The organism is Candidatus Manganitrophus morganii (genome assembly GCA_021651055.1).
Taxonomy (GTDB): Bacteria; Nitrospirota; Nitrospiria; order SBBL01; family Manganitrophaceae; genus Manganitrophus; species Manganitrophus morganii.
This window is the reverse complement of record JAJHOH010000001.1, coordinates 1,795,012-1,807,889: the sequence shown is the minus strand read 5'-3', so window position 1 is coordinate 1,807,889 and position 12,878 is coordinate 1,795,012. Positions and strand designations below refer to the sequence as shown.

Below are 12,878 nucleotides of genomic sequence, written 5' to 3'. Positions count from 1 at the left end.
AAGACGAGAATCAAGAGAAACAAAAAAGGGATGGAGTTCTCTCCATCCCTTTTTTGTTTTGTTTTCACCGGTTACTTCTTGTTTTTGATCTCCCCGTTGGCCGCCTTTTCCTGGCTCTGCTCTCCGAGAAGCGCCTTCAACTCCGACATAAACTGATTGACATCCTTGAACTCCCGGTAGACCGAAGCGAAGCGGACATAGGCGACCTGGTCGATCGCGTGCAATTGCCTCATGACCTCCTCGCCGACGACCCGGCTTTCGATTTCGGTCTCTCCCATCTCCTGGATTTTTTTTTCGATCCGGGTGACGACCGCTTCGAGGAGATCGACGCTGACCGGCCGCTTCTCGCAAGCCTTCTTGAGTCCTGAAAAAATTTTATGGCGATCGAACGGCTCGCGCCGGCCGTCCTTTTTGATCACCATCGGAAAGATCTCCTCCACCCGTTCGTAGGTGGTGAAGCGCCGCTGGCAATGGAGGCATTCCCGGCGCCGGCGGATGACCTCTCCCTCTTTGCTGAGGCGGGAGTCGACCACCTTATCTTCCAGATGGCTGCAAAATGGACATTGCACGATGAGAGCCTTATTGAAGTCCAGTATGTATGGATCGCTGTTTAGTGCGGGAATCGCTTACAGACGGCTTGAACTTGTCGTCGAACCTCTTCCAGGACCCGCTCGTCCTTCCGATGGCGAACGACGGTATCGATGAAGGAGGCGATTTCATCCATCTCTTTCTCTTTCATCCCGCGGTTGGTGACGTTCGGCGTTCCCAATCGGATGCCGCTTGTCTGGGCCGGAGGGCGCTCATCAAAGGGGACGGCATTCTTGTTTACGGTGATCCCCGCCGCTTCCAGCGCATCTTCCGCCTCTTTTCCGGTAATTCCCTGCTTGGTTAAATCGACAAGCATCAGGTGATTGTCGGTTCCCCCCGAGACGATCTGATAGCCGCGGGAGATCAATCCATTTGCAAGGGCGGCGGCATTGGCGACGATCTGCTTTTGATAAGTGACGAACTCCGGACGGAGCGCTTCTTTCAGTGCGACCGCCTTGGCCGCGATGACATGCATCAGCGGCCCCCCCTGGATGCCGGGGAAAATCGTTTTGTCGATGATCTTGGCGTGTTTCTGAAGAGAGAGAATCATCCCGCCGCGCGGGCCGCGCAGGGTCTTATGGGTGGTGGTCGTCACGAAATCGGCATAGGGAACCGGCGAGGGGTGGACCTTCGCCGCCACCAGACCGGCGATGTGGGCCATGTCGACCATCAGATAGGCCCCGATTCGGTCGGCGATCTCTTTGAATTTCGGAAAATCCAAGATGCGGGAATAGGCCGACGCGCCGACAACGATCATCTTGGGACGTTCCCGCTCGGCGGTCGCCGCAACTTCATCATAATCGATCCGGCCGGTCTCTTTCCGAACGCCATAGGAGACCACTTTATAGAGCATCCCGGAGAAATTGACCGGGCTTCCGTGGGTGAGGTGTCCCCCGTGGGCCAGGTTCATCCCGAGAATCGTATCGCCCGGTTTGAGGACGGAGAAGTAGACCGCCATGTTAGCCTGCGAGCCGGAGTGGGGCTGGACGTTGACATGTTCGGCCCCGAAGATCTGCTTGGCCCGCTCGATCGCGAGCGATTCGACCACATCGACATATTGGCAGCCGCCGTAATAGCGCCGTCCGGGGTAGCCCTCGGCATATTTGTTGGTCATGATCGATCCCTGCGCTTCCAGGACCGCGCGGCTGACGTAATTCTCGGAGGCGATGAGGATAAGCTTCTCCTCCTCGCGCTTTTCCTCCTGGCGGATCGCCTGTTCCACCTCCGGGTCGATCGCTTTTAAGCTGAAATCTTTTTGATCACTCATCTCGAAATCCTCAACGCTATTTTCTATTGTGGATGAACCGTTTCCTTCTTGGGCCGATCAATCGGGATGGGCCTTTTCGATGGCGCGAATTTTATCTAGTCGTCGTTGATGGCGTCCCGCTTCGAAATCGGTTTCGAGCCAGATCCGGACGATTTGGACCGCCGTCTCCTCGTCGAGCACCCGCTCTCCCAGAACAAGGACGTTTGCATCGTTGTGACGCCGGCTCGCCTCTGCGGTGACGGCGTTATGGCAGAGTGCCGCGCGGACGCCGGGAAACTTGTTGGCCGTAATCGACATGCCGATGCCGGTTCCGCAGATGAGAATGCCGCGGTCGAGCGTCCCCTTCGAAACCGATTCGGCCACCTGGATGGCATAATCGGGGTAGTCGACCGAATCGCGACCGTCGGCGCCGAAATCGACGGCGTCCACTTTTTTTTCGGACAGGTACCGGAGGATCCGATTTTTCAGCCCGAAACCGGCATGATCTGAGGCGATCGCAAGCTTCATTATAGGTCTCTATCAAGTCCTGGGATGGTAGCGAATCCCTCCTCCTCCTGTCAAGGAGAATCGGGCCGTGAAAAAAGCGGAAGAGCAAAAGGGGTGCATGGAGGAGAAGCGGGCGGAACCGAATGGAGAAACGGGCGTCAGAGCATCTCTCGGAGCGCCTGCTCCGCCTCTTTCCTGACGAGCGCGACCACTTTGTCGCCGGGAATAAGCTCGGTGTCTCCTTTCGGAATGACGACTTCGTCCCCCCGGAGAATTGAAATGAAGATCGCCCCCTCGGGGAGGTGGATCTCTCGGATCTTCTTCCCCATCATTCCGGAGGAGCGGGAGAGGTCGACCTCGATGATCTCGACATTCCCCGCGCGGAGGGTTACCAGCGGGATCACCATATCCTCCGCCTTCACCTGTTCTTCAATCAACGCATCGATCAGGCGGGTCGAGCTGACGGTGGCATCGATCCCCAGTGTGGAAAAAAGCGATTCGTTCCCCGGGTCGTTCACGCGGGCGATGGTGCGCGGGCATTTAAAAACCGCCTTGGCGACCTGGCAGATGACGAGGTTATCCTCATCGGTCCCGGTGACCGCCACGAGAACGTCGGCGCGATTGGCCCCCGCTTCTCGAAGAATGCTGACGCGGGAGCCGTTTCCCTCCATCAACGACTCCCCGAACTCTCTCGCCAGGCCGGCGGTTTTCGTCTTGTCTTTTTCGATCAGCAGGACCTCATGTTCTTCCGCCAGGAGCAGCTTCGTTAGGTTATATCCGACCTTTCCCCCGCCGACGATAATGATGTACACCGGTTAGACCCCCTTCTCCAACATCTTCAACATTTCTTGTAGGGCGAAATTTGTGGGGCAGACCGTCTCAAGGCCGAGATCGCGATAGACCGAAGAGAGGGTCGGATCGAAGACCCGGATGAGGACCTTTGGGATCTTATACTTCTTCTGCATCGCTTGAGAGACCATCAAATTGATATTATCACTTCCGGTCACGGCGATGAAGACGTCGACCGGTTCCGCGAAGACCAGGTCGGCCGTTTCTTCATTAAAAATATTCCCGCCGACCCGCTGGATGTTTTCATGTTCTTCGAGGTTTTTGAATTTTGTCTCTTCCGCATCGACAATGGTGATTTTATGCCCTTTTTGAACCAGGGCATTCGCCAGACGCGACCCGAGCCTTCCGGAGCCAAGAATCACAATATGCATCGTTTCCCCAAGGGTCAATTTGTCTACAGTATAATCGTTTGGCCCGGGAAGTTCAAAGGGGAGTCCCCGATCACGACCCGGCCTCATCATGTGATCGGTGCGTTATGTGCGCCGCTACTCTTGCGCCCCCTTCGGCAACTTATCAATGAGCACCTCGCAGGGAGAATGCCGAAGGATGATGTCCGATGTTCTCCCCAAGATGGCGTCCCGTAAGCCCGGCTCGGACCGGATTCCCAAGATGATCAGATCGACATCCCGATCCCGCGCAATCCGGGCGATCTCCTCCCCCGCCAGACGGGCCCGCTGGAGAATCTTCTGGGAGGGAAGCCCATGGAGCTTGACGATGGAGCAGGCCCGCTCCAACGCTTCGTTTCCCTCCTGCTCCGCGTCGGGGAGGGGGATCCCGAGCGGCATCGTGCGGGGGACTTCCACCACATAGGTCAAGAGGATCTCCGCCCCCTGTTCGGAGCCGAGTCGGCAGGCCAATTCGACCCCCCGTTCCGCATAGGGGAGACCGACGGTCGGGACCAAGATCTTTTTGATGGCAAAAACCGAGTGGCGCGCTTTTGCGGCGGCCGCCGGGATGTAATCCGGAGGATGAAGCATCCACCAGAGGATCGAGATGAGCGAAACAACAAAGAAAAGGGCGATTACCCCTCCCAGGGGGTTGATCTGATCGATCAGCTCGATCATCTCTCCGCAACCTCCCCTCCCCCTTTCGACAATGCTTTATAGATGAGATAAAAACGATAACTCCCGATCAGCAGAAAAAGAGATCCGATCAAATAGGCCGGCCAGGAGGCGTGACGGAAGAAGGCGCGGTAGAGGATTGCGCCGCCGACGGCGAAGTAGAGGAACATATTAATCATCAGGACCTTGTCTCGAAGAGACAACGATCGAAGGGTCGTCATGATGTGCTCTTTATTGTGAAGCATGTTTGGCCTCTTTCTTATTCCGTTCCGCCAAGGCATGCTTGTATTGCTCCAGGAGATCGAATTCCTCCGCAGAGGTCAGAATCGCGATCTGCTCCTTCTCCCAGTCGCGTGGAATGTTGGAAAAGAGGGGGTGCCTGTTCTTCCACCGATACCAGAGATAAACCGCAAGCCAGAGGAGGACCCAACCGGGACCGGCGACCCGTCCGAGGGCATGCGTCCAGAGCACCACCCCCATCATCGCCAGGGTCGCAAAGGCGCCGACGATGCCGAGGATCGGAATATAGATCCCTTTGAACTTAATATTAAACGGCATTCGATAGGGCCGCGGGGTATAGGGGTCTTTGATCCGGAGCGCGATCAGGGCGATGAAGCTCAGAAAATAGGCGAGCGTCGCGCCGAAGGCATACATATTGACCATCGTATCCATGGCGTGGGGGCCGGTGAGAAAGCTGAAGATCACCTGAGCCGCCGCCACAACCGAGAAGAAGACGACCGCCCGCACGGGGGTCCGGAATTTCGGATGGACCGCGCTGAACCAAGGGCTCAAGAGGTGGCTCTCGCTCATGCTGTAGCTCAGTCGGGAGGCCCCCATCACCCCCGTGTTGGCCGAAATGAGGACGATCGTGGCACCGAGGACCGCGGCGGCATGACCGGCCAGAAAACCGACATAGGGAATAGCGCTGGCCAAGACCGCCACCGGGTCGGACTCCCGCTCGGCCAGGGCCTGCCAGGGAAGGACCCCCAGGGCCAGGATCGGAAAGGCCATCGCGAAGAGGAGGACGACACAGATTAATGAGACCGATGTTCTCGGAATAATCGTCGCGGGACGGCGGGTCTCCTGCGCCGCCTGCGAGACCGATTCCAATCCGACGTAAGAGATAATGGCGACCGAGACGGCGTAAAAGAATTGCTCCGTCGAAGGGAATTCAGTTTTGAATTGAAAGACGACCATCTCCGGTTTCCAGGCAAAGAGAAAACCGAAAACGATAATGATCGTTTCCAGGACCATATCCAGGCCGCCGATGAGCGAATTGAAGAGAGAAGATTCTCGAATCCCCCGGATATTGAGAATCATCAGAAGGACGATCAGGAAGAGCGATTCGGCCGCCCAGATCAGATTGATTCCTTGGAAAGGGCCGATATCGATTGCGAATTCGCGGATGGCCGGGAAGAAGAAGTTGATATACCCGGCGGAAGCGGTTGCGAAGAGCGAAATGCAGATGGTGTAATCGAGCAGCAGCGCGGCGCCGGCGATCAACCCCCAGATATCGCCCAGCCCCCGCGTCGTGTAGTATTGGCCTCCCCCCGCCACCGGATAGGCGGAGGCAAGTTCGGTATAGGCGAAGCCGATTAAGATGTAAACGAAACCGGCGGCGGCGAAGGCAAGCGGCGTCGCCCCATGGGCGGCGCCCATGACCAGACCGAGCGCCACATAAACATCGGCGCCGACGTCGGCGTAGCCCCAGGTGAATGAGCCCCAGATGGAAACATCCCTTCGAAGCTCAACAGGGGTTCCGGGCAGCGCGGCGGACGGCGCTCGAACTTCAGATGCCATCGTCTATTCTCTAATCGCCGGAGAAACGGCCGCGGCCGCTCTCTTGATTGGGTCTGTCTCTTTATCCATAAGGAAAACGCGACATTCTGCTTGGGCGATTTGGTTCCCGCGATCCAAAGAAGCGACCCGGCTTCCCCGTATAAAGGACGATAGTATAGGCCAGCATACGGGGGAAGTCAACAATTGCGGCCTCGGGTCAAAGATAAGTATACCCGAATTCAGAGATGACGCGTGAGCCCCTCGAACCCCTCTCCAAAAGGGGAATAGGGGTCTCCTCCAAAAAGGGGATTGTATCGACGGAAAGAGAGACGGTATGATGGAGTAAATTCTGTGAGATAACCCGGATTGTTGTAACCCTTACCATGGAGGATCATCATGAGAGCGTATAAAGGTTATAAGACGTATAACGTGGGTGGTTGGGATCGCGGGGTTCGGTATACAATTGGTCTTCTCTTCCCTGTCCTCGCCCTCTTTTCGGGGAAGAGCCGTTGGGCGCGGACGGCAATGTGGATGATCGGACTCGATGGGCTTCTCACCGCTTTCTTCCGGTTCAGCCCGCTGAATCATCTGTTGGGGGTCTCGACCTACCCGAAGTGGAAAAGGCTTCTCCCATTTGCGAGATGATCCGTCGACCCATTGAAGCAGGCTCGCAGAGCGGGCTCGGAGAAACCGTATGGTTCTAGTGACCGGCGGGACCGGCTTTGTCGGCCGGAGCATCGTCCGCCGCCTCCTTTCTCAGGGAGAGCGGGTCCGGGTGCTTTATCGGAGCGAGCGGCGCCGCTTCATCCCGGATGAAAAAATCGAATGGATCCCCGGAGAGATCGGCTCGCGGGAGAGTCTGCTCCGCGGGGCGAAGGGGGTCGATGCGGTCATCCATCTCGTCGGCATTCTGGTCGAGCCGGGCGGAGAGACATTCGAGAAACTGCATGTCGATGGAACGCGAAATGTGGTGGAGGCGATGAGGCAGGCCGGGGTGCGCCGCCTTCTCCACATGAGCGCCCTCGGAACCGGTCCGAAGGCGACGAGCCGTTATCACCGGACCAAGTGGCAGGCGGAAGAACTCGTCCGCGCCGAACCGCTTGATGCGACCGTTTTCAGACCCTCGTTGGTCTTCGGCCGGGAAGACCGGTCGATCAATCTTCTTGCGAAGATCGCTTCCTACTCGCCGGTGGTCCCGGTCGTCGGGCCTGGAGAAAATCGATTTCAGCCGGTCTGGGTGGAGGATGTGGCCGAGGCTTTCGTCCAATCGCTCCATAACCAGATTGCTTACGGAAAGCGCTACGAGCTCTGCGGTCCGCGTGTTTACACTCTCAATGACCTTATCGGTCTGATCCTCCGGATCAAGAAAATCTCCCGCCCGAAAGTCCATCTTCCGATCTGGGCGCTCAAAGGTCCCGCCGCCCTCGCCGAGCGGATCTTCCCCCGCCCCCCGCTCACCCGCGATCAACTGACGATGCTTCAGGAAGACAACGTTTGCAGTGAGAGTGCCGCCGCGAAGGAGCTGGGCCTCTCGTTTCAGGGGCTGGAAGAGATCTTGCCGACCTACCTCAGATAACGTTTCTTCCGCATCGATCGATTAGGAAAGGGCTTCCTGCCGGCGCAGCCACCATCTCTTCATGAAGGCGGAGCCGAGCCAGAGAAGGAGAACGAACGAGAGGCCCCAGAGGAGCTGGGAGCTTTTCGTTTTAAAGTCGACGGTCCCTTGCAGAATGGCGTCGGAGAAGTAGGAGATCAGAAAGGTTCCCGGAAGCATCCCCAGCGCTGTGGCGAGAAGATAATTGGAGAGACGGATCTTGCTGGCGCCGGCGATAAAATTGACGACGGTAAATGGAAAAACGCCGATGACCCGGAGGATCAAGATCGCCCAGAATCCCTTCTGTTTGATCCAGTCGGCCGCCGCGGGGGCCCGCTTCTGGCCGAAGCGAAAGAGCGGCCTCCCGAGGTAGAGGCCGAGGAAGTAGGAGACGGTGGCGCCGGCGAGGGCCGCCGTCCAATTCAGCAGCGTCCCCCAATACGCCCCGAACAAGATCCCCCCCAGGACTAAAAAGAAAGTGATCGGAAAGGAGATCACACTTGCGATCACGGTTCCGATCATAAAGAGGGGAATGGTCCAGTGAGAGGCCCGTGCTTCGTCGAGGGTGGTCACCCAGGAGCGAAGATCAATTCCTTTCTTTTCCAAAAAAAAGTAGAGGATAATGCCGATCAGGGGGAGGAGAAACAACGGAATTCCCTTTAGAAAAGTCCTCTTTTTGGAACCTTCCGGATGCGCCTCCGGCTTCTGAGGCTCTCCCTGCTCTTTTTCTTCCAGGGCTTCCTCTTCTTGAACGGATGGGATCGGCGGGAAAAAGAGTTTCTCAAAGAGATCTTCCGAACTGAGCGGCGATTCCGGATCAAAGCAGATCCCCTCGGGCAGAACCTGGTCGATCCAGGTTTCAGGAAACGTATCGTTGAGCTTGTGGAGCCGCCCGCTCTGTCCGGAGAGGGCATCCAGGGCGGTCACCCACCCCCGTTTTTGTTGAATGAATGATTCCACTGCCTCCGCCGGCTGTTCGAGATGCTCCCCCAACAGGGTATAACAGACCATCGCGATTTCCCGGCGTCGTTGATTCCCGTCGGCTTCAATATTGATGTTGCACTCGGTGTCGAGCCCCAAACTCCGGTTGCTGGTATTGGCCGATCCGATCGAGAGGATCCGGTCGTCGATCACCAGCACCTTGCTGTGAACGTAAATCGGCGTCGGCGGAAGGGGAGGGTTCCCGGTTTTAATCGGGGTATAGATTCCGAGCGGGCAATGATTGGCCTTTGCGGCCGTCTCTAGTCGTTGAAGCATGCGCCGTTGCTCGAATCCGATCGCCAGCTCTTCCTTCCAGTTTTGTGCGGCCTGGGGCAAGATCACAACCACCTCGATGCCGGGGCGGCTTGTGTCGGAGATCCGCTTATGGAGGGCATCGAAAACGCGGCGCGAAGTGAAGTATTGGTTTTCGATCAAGATCAAGCGCTCGGCGGAAGCGATCGCGTCATCGTAGAGCTGAGCGATCTCTTGCACCGGCGTTTCCCGGCCGCAGGTTCCCGCCGGAACGGTTCTTGAGATTGAGGCCGGCCCGCCGGAGAGGCGCAAGGTATGGGAAAGATCGAACCGGCGTATGCGATCGGGCCGGACGGGAGCGAGGCGCTCTCCGGTGGCGGCTGCCCATCGGTCGAGAAAGATCTCTTCCAAGACCGGGACCGCTTCTCCCTGAACGGCGATCTGAACGTCATGAAAAAGGCTGTACGGGGTGCCGTCCTCGTTTTTCCGAAGGGGATCCTGGCGGCGATGCTGCGGAGTGTCCCATCGATCGCCGCAGATATCGAGCCCGCCGCAGAAGCCGGCGACCCCGTCTACCAGAACGATTTTTTGGTGGTGGCTTCCTCCCGCAGGATGGAAATGGTCGAAGACAAAATGGATCTGATCTCCCGTCCCTTGTTGAAACCGGTACGACTGAAACCATTCCCGTTCGGGGGAGAAGACAATGGAGTGATCCCAGGCCAAGATGTAGACCTGGAGATGGGGGCGCTCTTCGGTGATTTTTTGCAGAAGAGGAAGGAACTGAACCGGATAACGGGCCCGGTCGGCCTCCTTTCCGCGAAGGAGGGAGACACGGCTGTCGAATTGCCATCCTAAGAAAACAAGGCGCTCTTGCGCCTGGAGAATCGCGTGGTAAAGAGCCCTGTAATAAGCGGCGGCGTCGACCAGGAGATCGACCCGGTCAGCTTGGGCGATGCGATAACAGTTCCGCCCCGGTCTGATGGTTTTTTCGGCGTTCATCTCGATCCTTCCACAAAAATTGCGCAATCAGCGGAAAGTGGTCGGAAGCGGCCGAAGCGGTCTGTGTCCGGAGGACATGGGCCTTTACCGGAAGAAGGTGATCGGAGGCGTAAATGTAATCGAGCCGGAGGGGAATGCCGATTTTTCGAAAGGTCGATCGGGGTCCGACCCCCGCTTCTTCGAAGACATCGGTATACGAAGCGCGAAATCGGCGCGCAATCGACGAGAAAGAGAAGGTATTGAAATCCCCCATGATCAAGATCGGCTCATCCGTGTAGAGCATTTTCAATTGATCCAAGATCGTCAAGGACTGCCGTTTTCTCTCCGCCATTCCAAGGCCCAGGTGCACCGATGCAACCAAAAGGAGGGAGGCGCCGTAATGCACTTCGGTTAAAAGACAGCCCCTCGGCTCCCGCCCCGGAACGCTCAAATCGAGGTTCCCCACAATGGTGACCGGCCATCGGGAGAGAAAGACATTGCCATACGCCCCTTCTCCCAGATACCAGTTGTGTCCGGCCACATGATTCATCTCGAGCAGGTCGGCCAACTCCCGGCCCTGATCGAGCCGCTCGCTCCTTGTCATCCCCAGATCGACCTCTTGGAGGGCGACGAGATCGGGTTTTCCTTCTTGGATGACGGTGCAGATCCGCTTCAGATCAACCCGGCCGTCCCGTCCCCTTCCGTGATGGATATTATAGGTCATCACCGTTAAGAACCGATCGATTGAAGAGAGGACGGTCTCTTCCGAGCGATTTTCCTCAGTTGCTGATTGTACTTCCATCTTAGCAGAGTCCATTCGGCCGGGTCAAAAAAGGTCTTGGGGTCATCAAAAGAGGACCGATGCGGGTGTCTGAACAGTTCATTCGATTGAGGGAAATTCTAACATAGTAGGGGAGGTGAAACAAGGAGAGGTCAAAGGGCCGGCCGGCTAGAAGTGTAACACCTGGCCGTCCCGCAAAAGGTGGACCGTTTTGCTTCGGAGTTCTTTGACCTGCCGGCGGATCTCATCCAGATAAGGCGGTTTCATATGGTAAATGTAGAGGGGGAGATCGGGCCGGTGAACCTTGTTGAATTCTTGGAAGGTCAACTGCGGCGTCAGATGCCCCGAGATCATCGCGAGCTCGGAGAGTTGATCGGGAAAGGACGACTCGACGAAGATCGCCTTGAGATGATCGATCTGAGCGGCCACCTTCCAGAGCTCATCGGTTTTCCATGTGTCGCCGCTGTAAACGATCGCCGACCGGTCCTCCTCGACGATGAACCCGACCGCCGGGACGATGTGGCTGACCTGAATGGCGGTGATCTTGAGCCCTTCCACCTCGACCGGTTTTCCGACCGGGATCACCTGATAGGAGAGGATCCGGTTCTCCGGGGTCGGCAGACGGGTAAAGTCGGGCCAGAGGTGGCCGTTGAAGAAATGTTTCCGGAGGACCTCGATCACCTCGGCGATGCTCACGATCACGACCGGGTTTTGAATTTTTCCGAAGAGAATTTCAGCCATGAAGGGGAGGCTTTGGATATGGTCGAGGTGGGCGTGCGAGATGAAGACATACCGGACTTTGCTCAGCTCCGAGAGGGTCAGCGCGCCGCAGAGGGTCCCTGCGTCGAGGGCGACCGACTGATTGATCAAAAAACCGGAGGGATTATAGCGTATCGCCTTTCCATTTTTCTTTTCGTAGAAATCAGCCCCGTAGCAACCGAGCACCTTCACTCTCACCGCTCTCTCCTCCACGGCCGTCGATAGGTGATCTCTTTCTCAGCGATGCAATGTAACCTTTTCACAACGCCCCCTTCGCGCTTTTCATCGCATCGATCGTGATCTGCATCCGTTTGATGTACAAGCTCTCGAGAACGGCGCGAATGTGAGGATACTGCGCCAGAAGCGCATTGACCGATTCCCCCGGAAGCTCCAAGAGGTCGGTCTCGTGCGCCGTCACGACATCGGCCGTCCTCGGCCGCCCGGTCAGGAAGGCGACCTCTCCAAAAAAATCGCTCTCATTCAGGAGGCCGAGAACGATTTCCTGACCGCCGACCTTGGTCACCGCTTTGGCCTGTCCCTTCACAATAATATAGATGGAATTCCCCTTCTCCCCTTCACGAACAATGAAGGCGCCGGGGGGGTAGCTTCGCGGCGTTGTTCCCTCGATCACTTTTGCGAATTCTTCCGGGGTTAAATTGGCAAAAAGCGGGATGGCATCGCCGGCGAACTTCTTTGCGGCGGGGAACGGAGCCGCCTCCGGCCCCTCCGTCTCTTCCCCCGGAGTCGACGCTCCGACGACGAGGTCCTCTGCGAAAGTCTCCCGGGACCCGACCGGCTCGGTCTCTTCCGACAGAGAGGTCCGCTCAATCTCGAACGGCGGCGCCTCCTTCGGTTGGGACGGAATCGACTCGGGCGGGGAGGCTTCGACGGCCGCCGAAGCGGACGGCGCCGCGGGGGCGGTCTCCAGGATCATCATCGGATCGGTTTGTCCCCGCGCCTCTGAATGGACGCTTTGGAGCCGTTTCCGCGCCTCGGGATGGTTCGGCTCCAAATTGAGGATCATCTTGTAAGCCGCGATCGCCTTCACAAGGAAGCCGTTCTTCGAAAAGGTATCTCCCGCGCTCAGGTAGGCGGTCACCGCTTCTTTTTTCGCGCCGATTTTGGCGGAGTAGTCCCCCACCCGAAGAAGGTACATCGTGTTCGTCGGCTCCAGCCTCATCAGCTTCTTGAGGATCTCGATCGCCTCCGACCACTGGCTTTTTTTGATGCAAAGATGAAGGGCTTCGTTCAGGGAGTCTCGGGACTCTTTTTGAGCCGGCATAATCCTTTAACCTTCATTCAAGGGGCGGGAAATCGCTTACAGCCTAACATATTCTTTACAAAATGCAATCGAGATATTCCTAGTTGGTACCCTTGAGGATAAAAAGACGCTGGTGCCTGGGTTCCCCCATTTCTATGTAGGCGTGTCCCGTCGCATAATCTGCGCTATTTTAACCGATTTGTATCTTTCAGGAAAGAGGTGAGATCAGATCGATCAGAATT

General features: G+C 57.1%; 14 protein-coding genes. 2 read left to right on the top strand and 12 right to left on the bottom strand.

Annotated features, from left to right (window positions below; all coding sequences use genetic code 11):
* Positions 1-71: 71 nt before the first annotated feature.
* The 8 genes from nrdR to MCM46_08135 all read right to left on the bottom strand — a co-directional run bounded on the left by nrdR (position 72) and on the right by MCM46_08135 (position 6,051).
* A complete protein-coding gene (gene nrdR, locus MCM46_08170; protein MCG3111783.1) occupies positions 72-569 on the bottom strand; it encodes a transcriptional regulator NrdR in 498 nt (165 codons plus the stop codon).
* 41 nt (positions 570-610) lie between these two features.
* A complete protein-coding gene (locus tag MCM46_08165; GenBank protein ID MCG3111782.1) occupies positions 611-1,855 on the bottom strand; it encodes a serine hydroxymethyltransferase in 1,245 nt (414 codons plus the stop codon).
* A 57-nt stretch (positions 1,856-1,912) separates the two neighbouring features.
* Positions 1,913-2,362: a ribose 5-phosphate isomerase B gene (gene rpiB / locus MCM46_08160; protein MCG3111781.1), complete on the bottom strand. Its 450-nt coding sequence runs from the start codon at positions 2,360-2,362 to the stop codon at positions 1,913-1,915.
* Positions 2,363-2,499: 137 nt separating this feature from the next.
* On the bottom strand, positions 2,500-3,153 hold the full coding sequence (locus MCM46_08155; protein ID MCG3111780.1) for an NAD-binding protein: 654 nt from the start codon (positions 3,151-3,153) through the stop codon (positions 2,500-2,502).
* 3 nt (positions 3,154-3,156) lie between these two features.
* Positions 3,157-3,561: an NAD-binding protein gene (locus MCM46_08150; protein ID MCG3111779.1), complete on the bottom strand. Its 405-nt coding sequence runs from the start codon at positions 3,559-3,561 to the stop codon at positions 3,157-3,159.
* A gap of 114 nt (positions 3,562-3,675) precedes the next feature.
* Positions 3,676-4,254 carry a universal stress protein gene (locus MCM46_08145; GenBank protein MCG3111778.1) on the bottom strand — a complete coding sequence of 193 codons (579 nt, stop codon included), beginning with the start codon at positions 4,252-4,254 and terminating at the stop codon, positions 3,676-3,678.
* On the bottom strand, positions 4,251-4,496 hold the full coding sequence (locus MCM46_08140) for a hypothetical protein (GenBank protein MCG3111777.1): 246 nt from the start codon (positions 4,494-4,496) through the stop codon (positions 4,251-4,253). Before MCM46_08140 ends, MCM46_08145 begins: the two co-directional genes overlap by 4 nt.
* Positions 4,483-6,051, bottom strand: coding sequence for an APC family permease (locus MCM46_08135; GenBank protein ID MCG3111776.1), 1,569 nt, complete (start codon positions 6,049-6,051; stop codon positions 4,483-4,485). Before MCM46_08135 ends, MCM46_08140 begins: the two co-directional genes overlap by 14 nt.
* A 375-nt stretch (positions 6,052-6,426) precedes the next feature.
* Here MCM46_08135 and MCM46_08130 point away from each other — a divergent pair, with 375 nt between their 5' ends.
* Positions 6,427-6,675 (top strand): DUF2892 domain-containing protein, encoded by a 249-nt coding sequence (locus MCM46_08130; GenBank protein ID MCG3111775.1) that lies wholly within the window; start codon positions 6,427-6,429, stop codon positions 6,673-6,675.
* Positions 6,676-6,724: 49 nt separating this feature from the next.
* Entirely contained in the window at positions 6,725-7,606 is an 882-nt protein-coding gene (locus tag MCM46_08125) for a complex I NDUFA9 subunit family protein (GenBank protein MCG3111774.1), read from the top strand.
* Between the two features lie 21 nt (positions 7,607-7,627).
* Here the strand turns inward: MCM46_08125 and MCM46_08120 are convergent, their stop codons facing one another.
* The 4 genes from MCM46_08120 to MCM46_08105 all read right to left on the bottom strand — a co-directional run bounded on the left by MCM46_08120 (position 7,628) and on the right by MCM46_08105 (position 12,657).
* A complete protein-coding gene (locus MCM46_08120; GenBank protein MCG3111773.1) occupies positions 7,628-9,856 on the bottom strand; it encodes a VTT domain-containing protein in 2,229 nt (742 codons plus the stop codon).
* Positions 9,798-10,637 (bottom strand): endonuclease/exonuclease/phosphatase family protein, encoded by an 840-nt coding sequence (locus MCM46_08115; protein MCG3111772.1) that lies wholly within the window; start codon positions 10,635-10,637, stop codon positions 9,798-9,800. Before MCM46_08115 ends, MCM46_08120 begins: the two co-directional genes overlap by 59 nt.
* A 147-nt stretch (positions 10,638-10,784) precedes the next feature.
* Positions 10,785-11,573: a 3',5'-cyclic-nucleotide phosphodiesterase gene (locus MCM46_08110; GenBank protein MCG3111771.1), complete on the bottom strand. Its 789-nt coding sequence runs from the start codon at positions 11,571-11,573 to the stop codon at positions 10,785-10,787.
* Between the two features lie 61 nt (positions 11,574-11,634).
* The gene (locus MCM46_08105) at positions 11,635-12,657 is read right to left on the bottom strand and encodes a cyclic nucleotide-binding domain-containing protein (GenBank protein MCG3111770.1); all 1,023 of its coding nucleotides are present in this window, start codon (positions 12,655-12,657) and stop codon (positions 11,635-11,637) included.
* Positions 12,658-12,878 lie beyond the last annotated feature (221 nt).

Excerpts from the sequence above, each read along its gene's own strand:
- MCM46_08165 (MCG3111782.1), bottom strand. The coding sequence starts at position 1,855 with ATGAGTGATCAAAAAGATTTCAGCTTAAAAGCGATCGACCCGGAGGTG.
- rpiB (MCG3111781.1), bottom strand. The coding sequence starts at position 2,362 with ATGAAGCTTGCGATCGCCTCAGATCATGCCGGTTTCGGGCTGAAAAAT.
- MCM46_08150 (MCG3111779.1), bottom strand. The coding sequence starts at position 3,561 with ATGCATATTGTGATTCTTGGCTCCGGAAGGCTCGGGTCGCGTCTGGCG.
- MCM46_08145 (MCG3111778.1), bottom strand. The coding sequence starts at position 4,254 with ATGATCGAGCTGATCGATCAGATCAACCCCCTGGGAGGGGTAATCGCC.
- MCM46_08140 (MCG3111777.1), bottom strand. The coding sequence starts at position 4,496 with ATGCTTCACAATAAAGAGCACATCATGACGACCCTTCGATCGTTGTCT.
- MCM46_08135 (MCG3111776.1), bottom strand. The coding sequence starts at position 6,051 with ATGGCATCTGAAGTTCGAGCGCCGTCCGCCGCGCTGCCCGGAACCCCT.
- MCM46_08130 (MCG3111775.1), top strand. The coding sequence starts at position 6,427 with ATGAGAGCGTATAAAGGTTATAAGACGTATAACGTGGGTGGTTGGGAT.
- MCM46_08125 (MCG3111774.1), top strand. The coding sequence starts at position 6,725 with ATGGTTCTAGTGACCGGCGGGACCGGCTTTGTCGGCCGGAGCATCGTC.
- MCM46_08120 (MCG3111773.1), bottom strand. The coding sequence starts at position 9,856 with ATGAACGCCGAAAAAACCATCAGACCGGGGCGGAACTGTTATCGCATC.
- MCM46_08115 (MCG3111772.1), bottom strand. The coding sequence starts at position 10,637 with ATGGAAGTACAATCAGCAACTGAGGAAAATCGCTCGGAAGAGACCGTC.
- MCM46_08105 (MCG3111770.1), bottom strand. The coding sequence starts at position 12,657 with ATGCCGGCTCAAAAAGAGTCCCGAGACTCCCTGAACGAAGCCCTTCAT.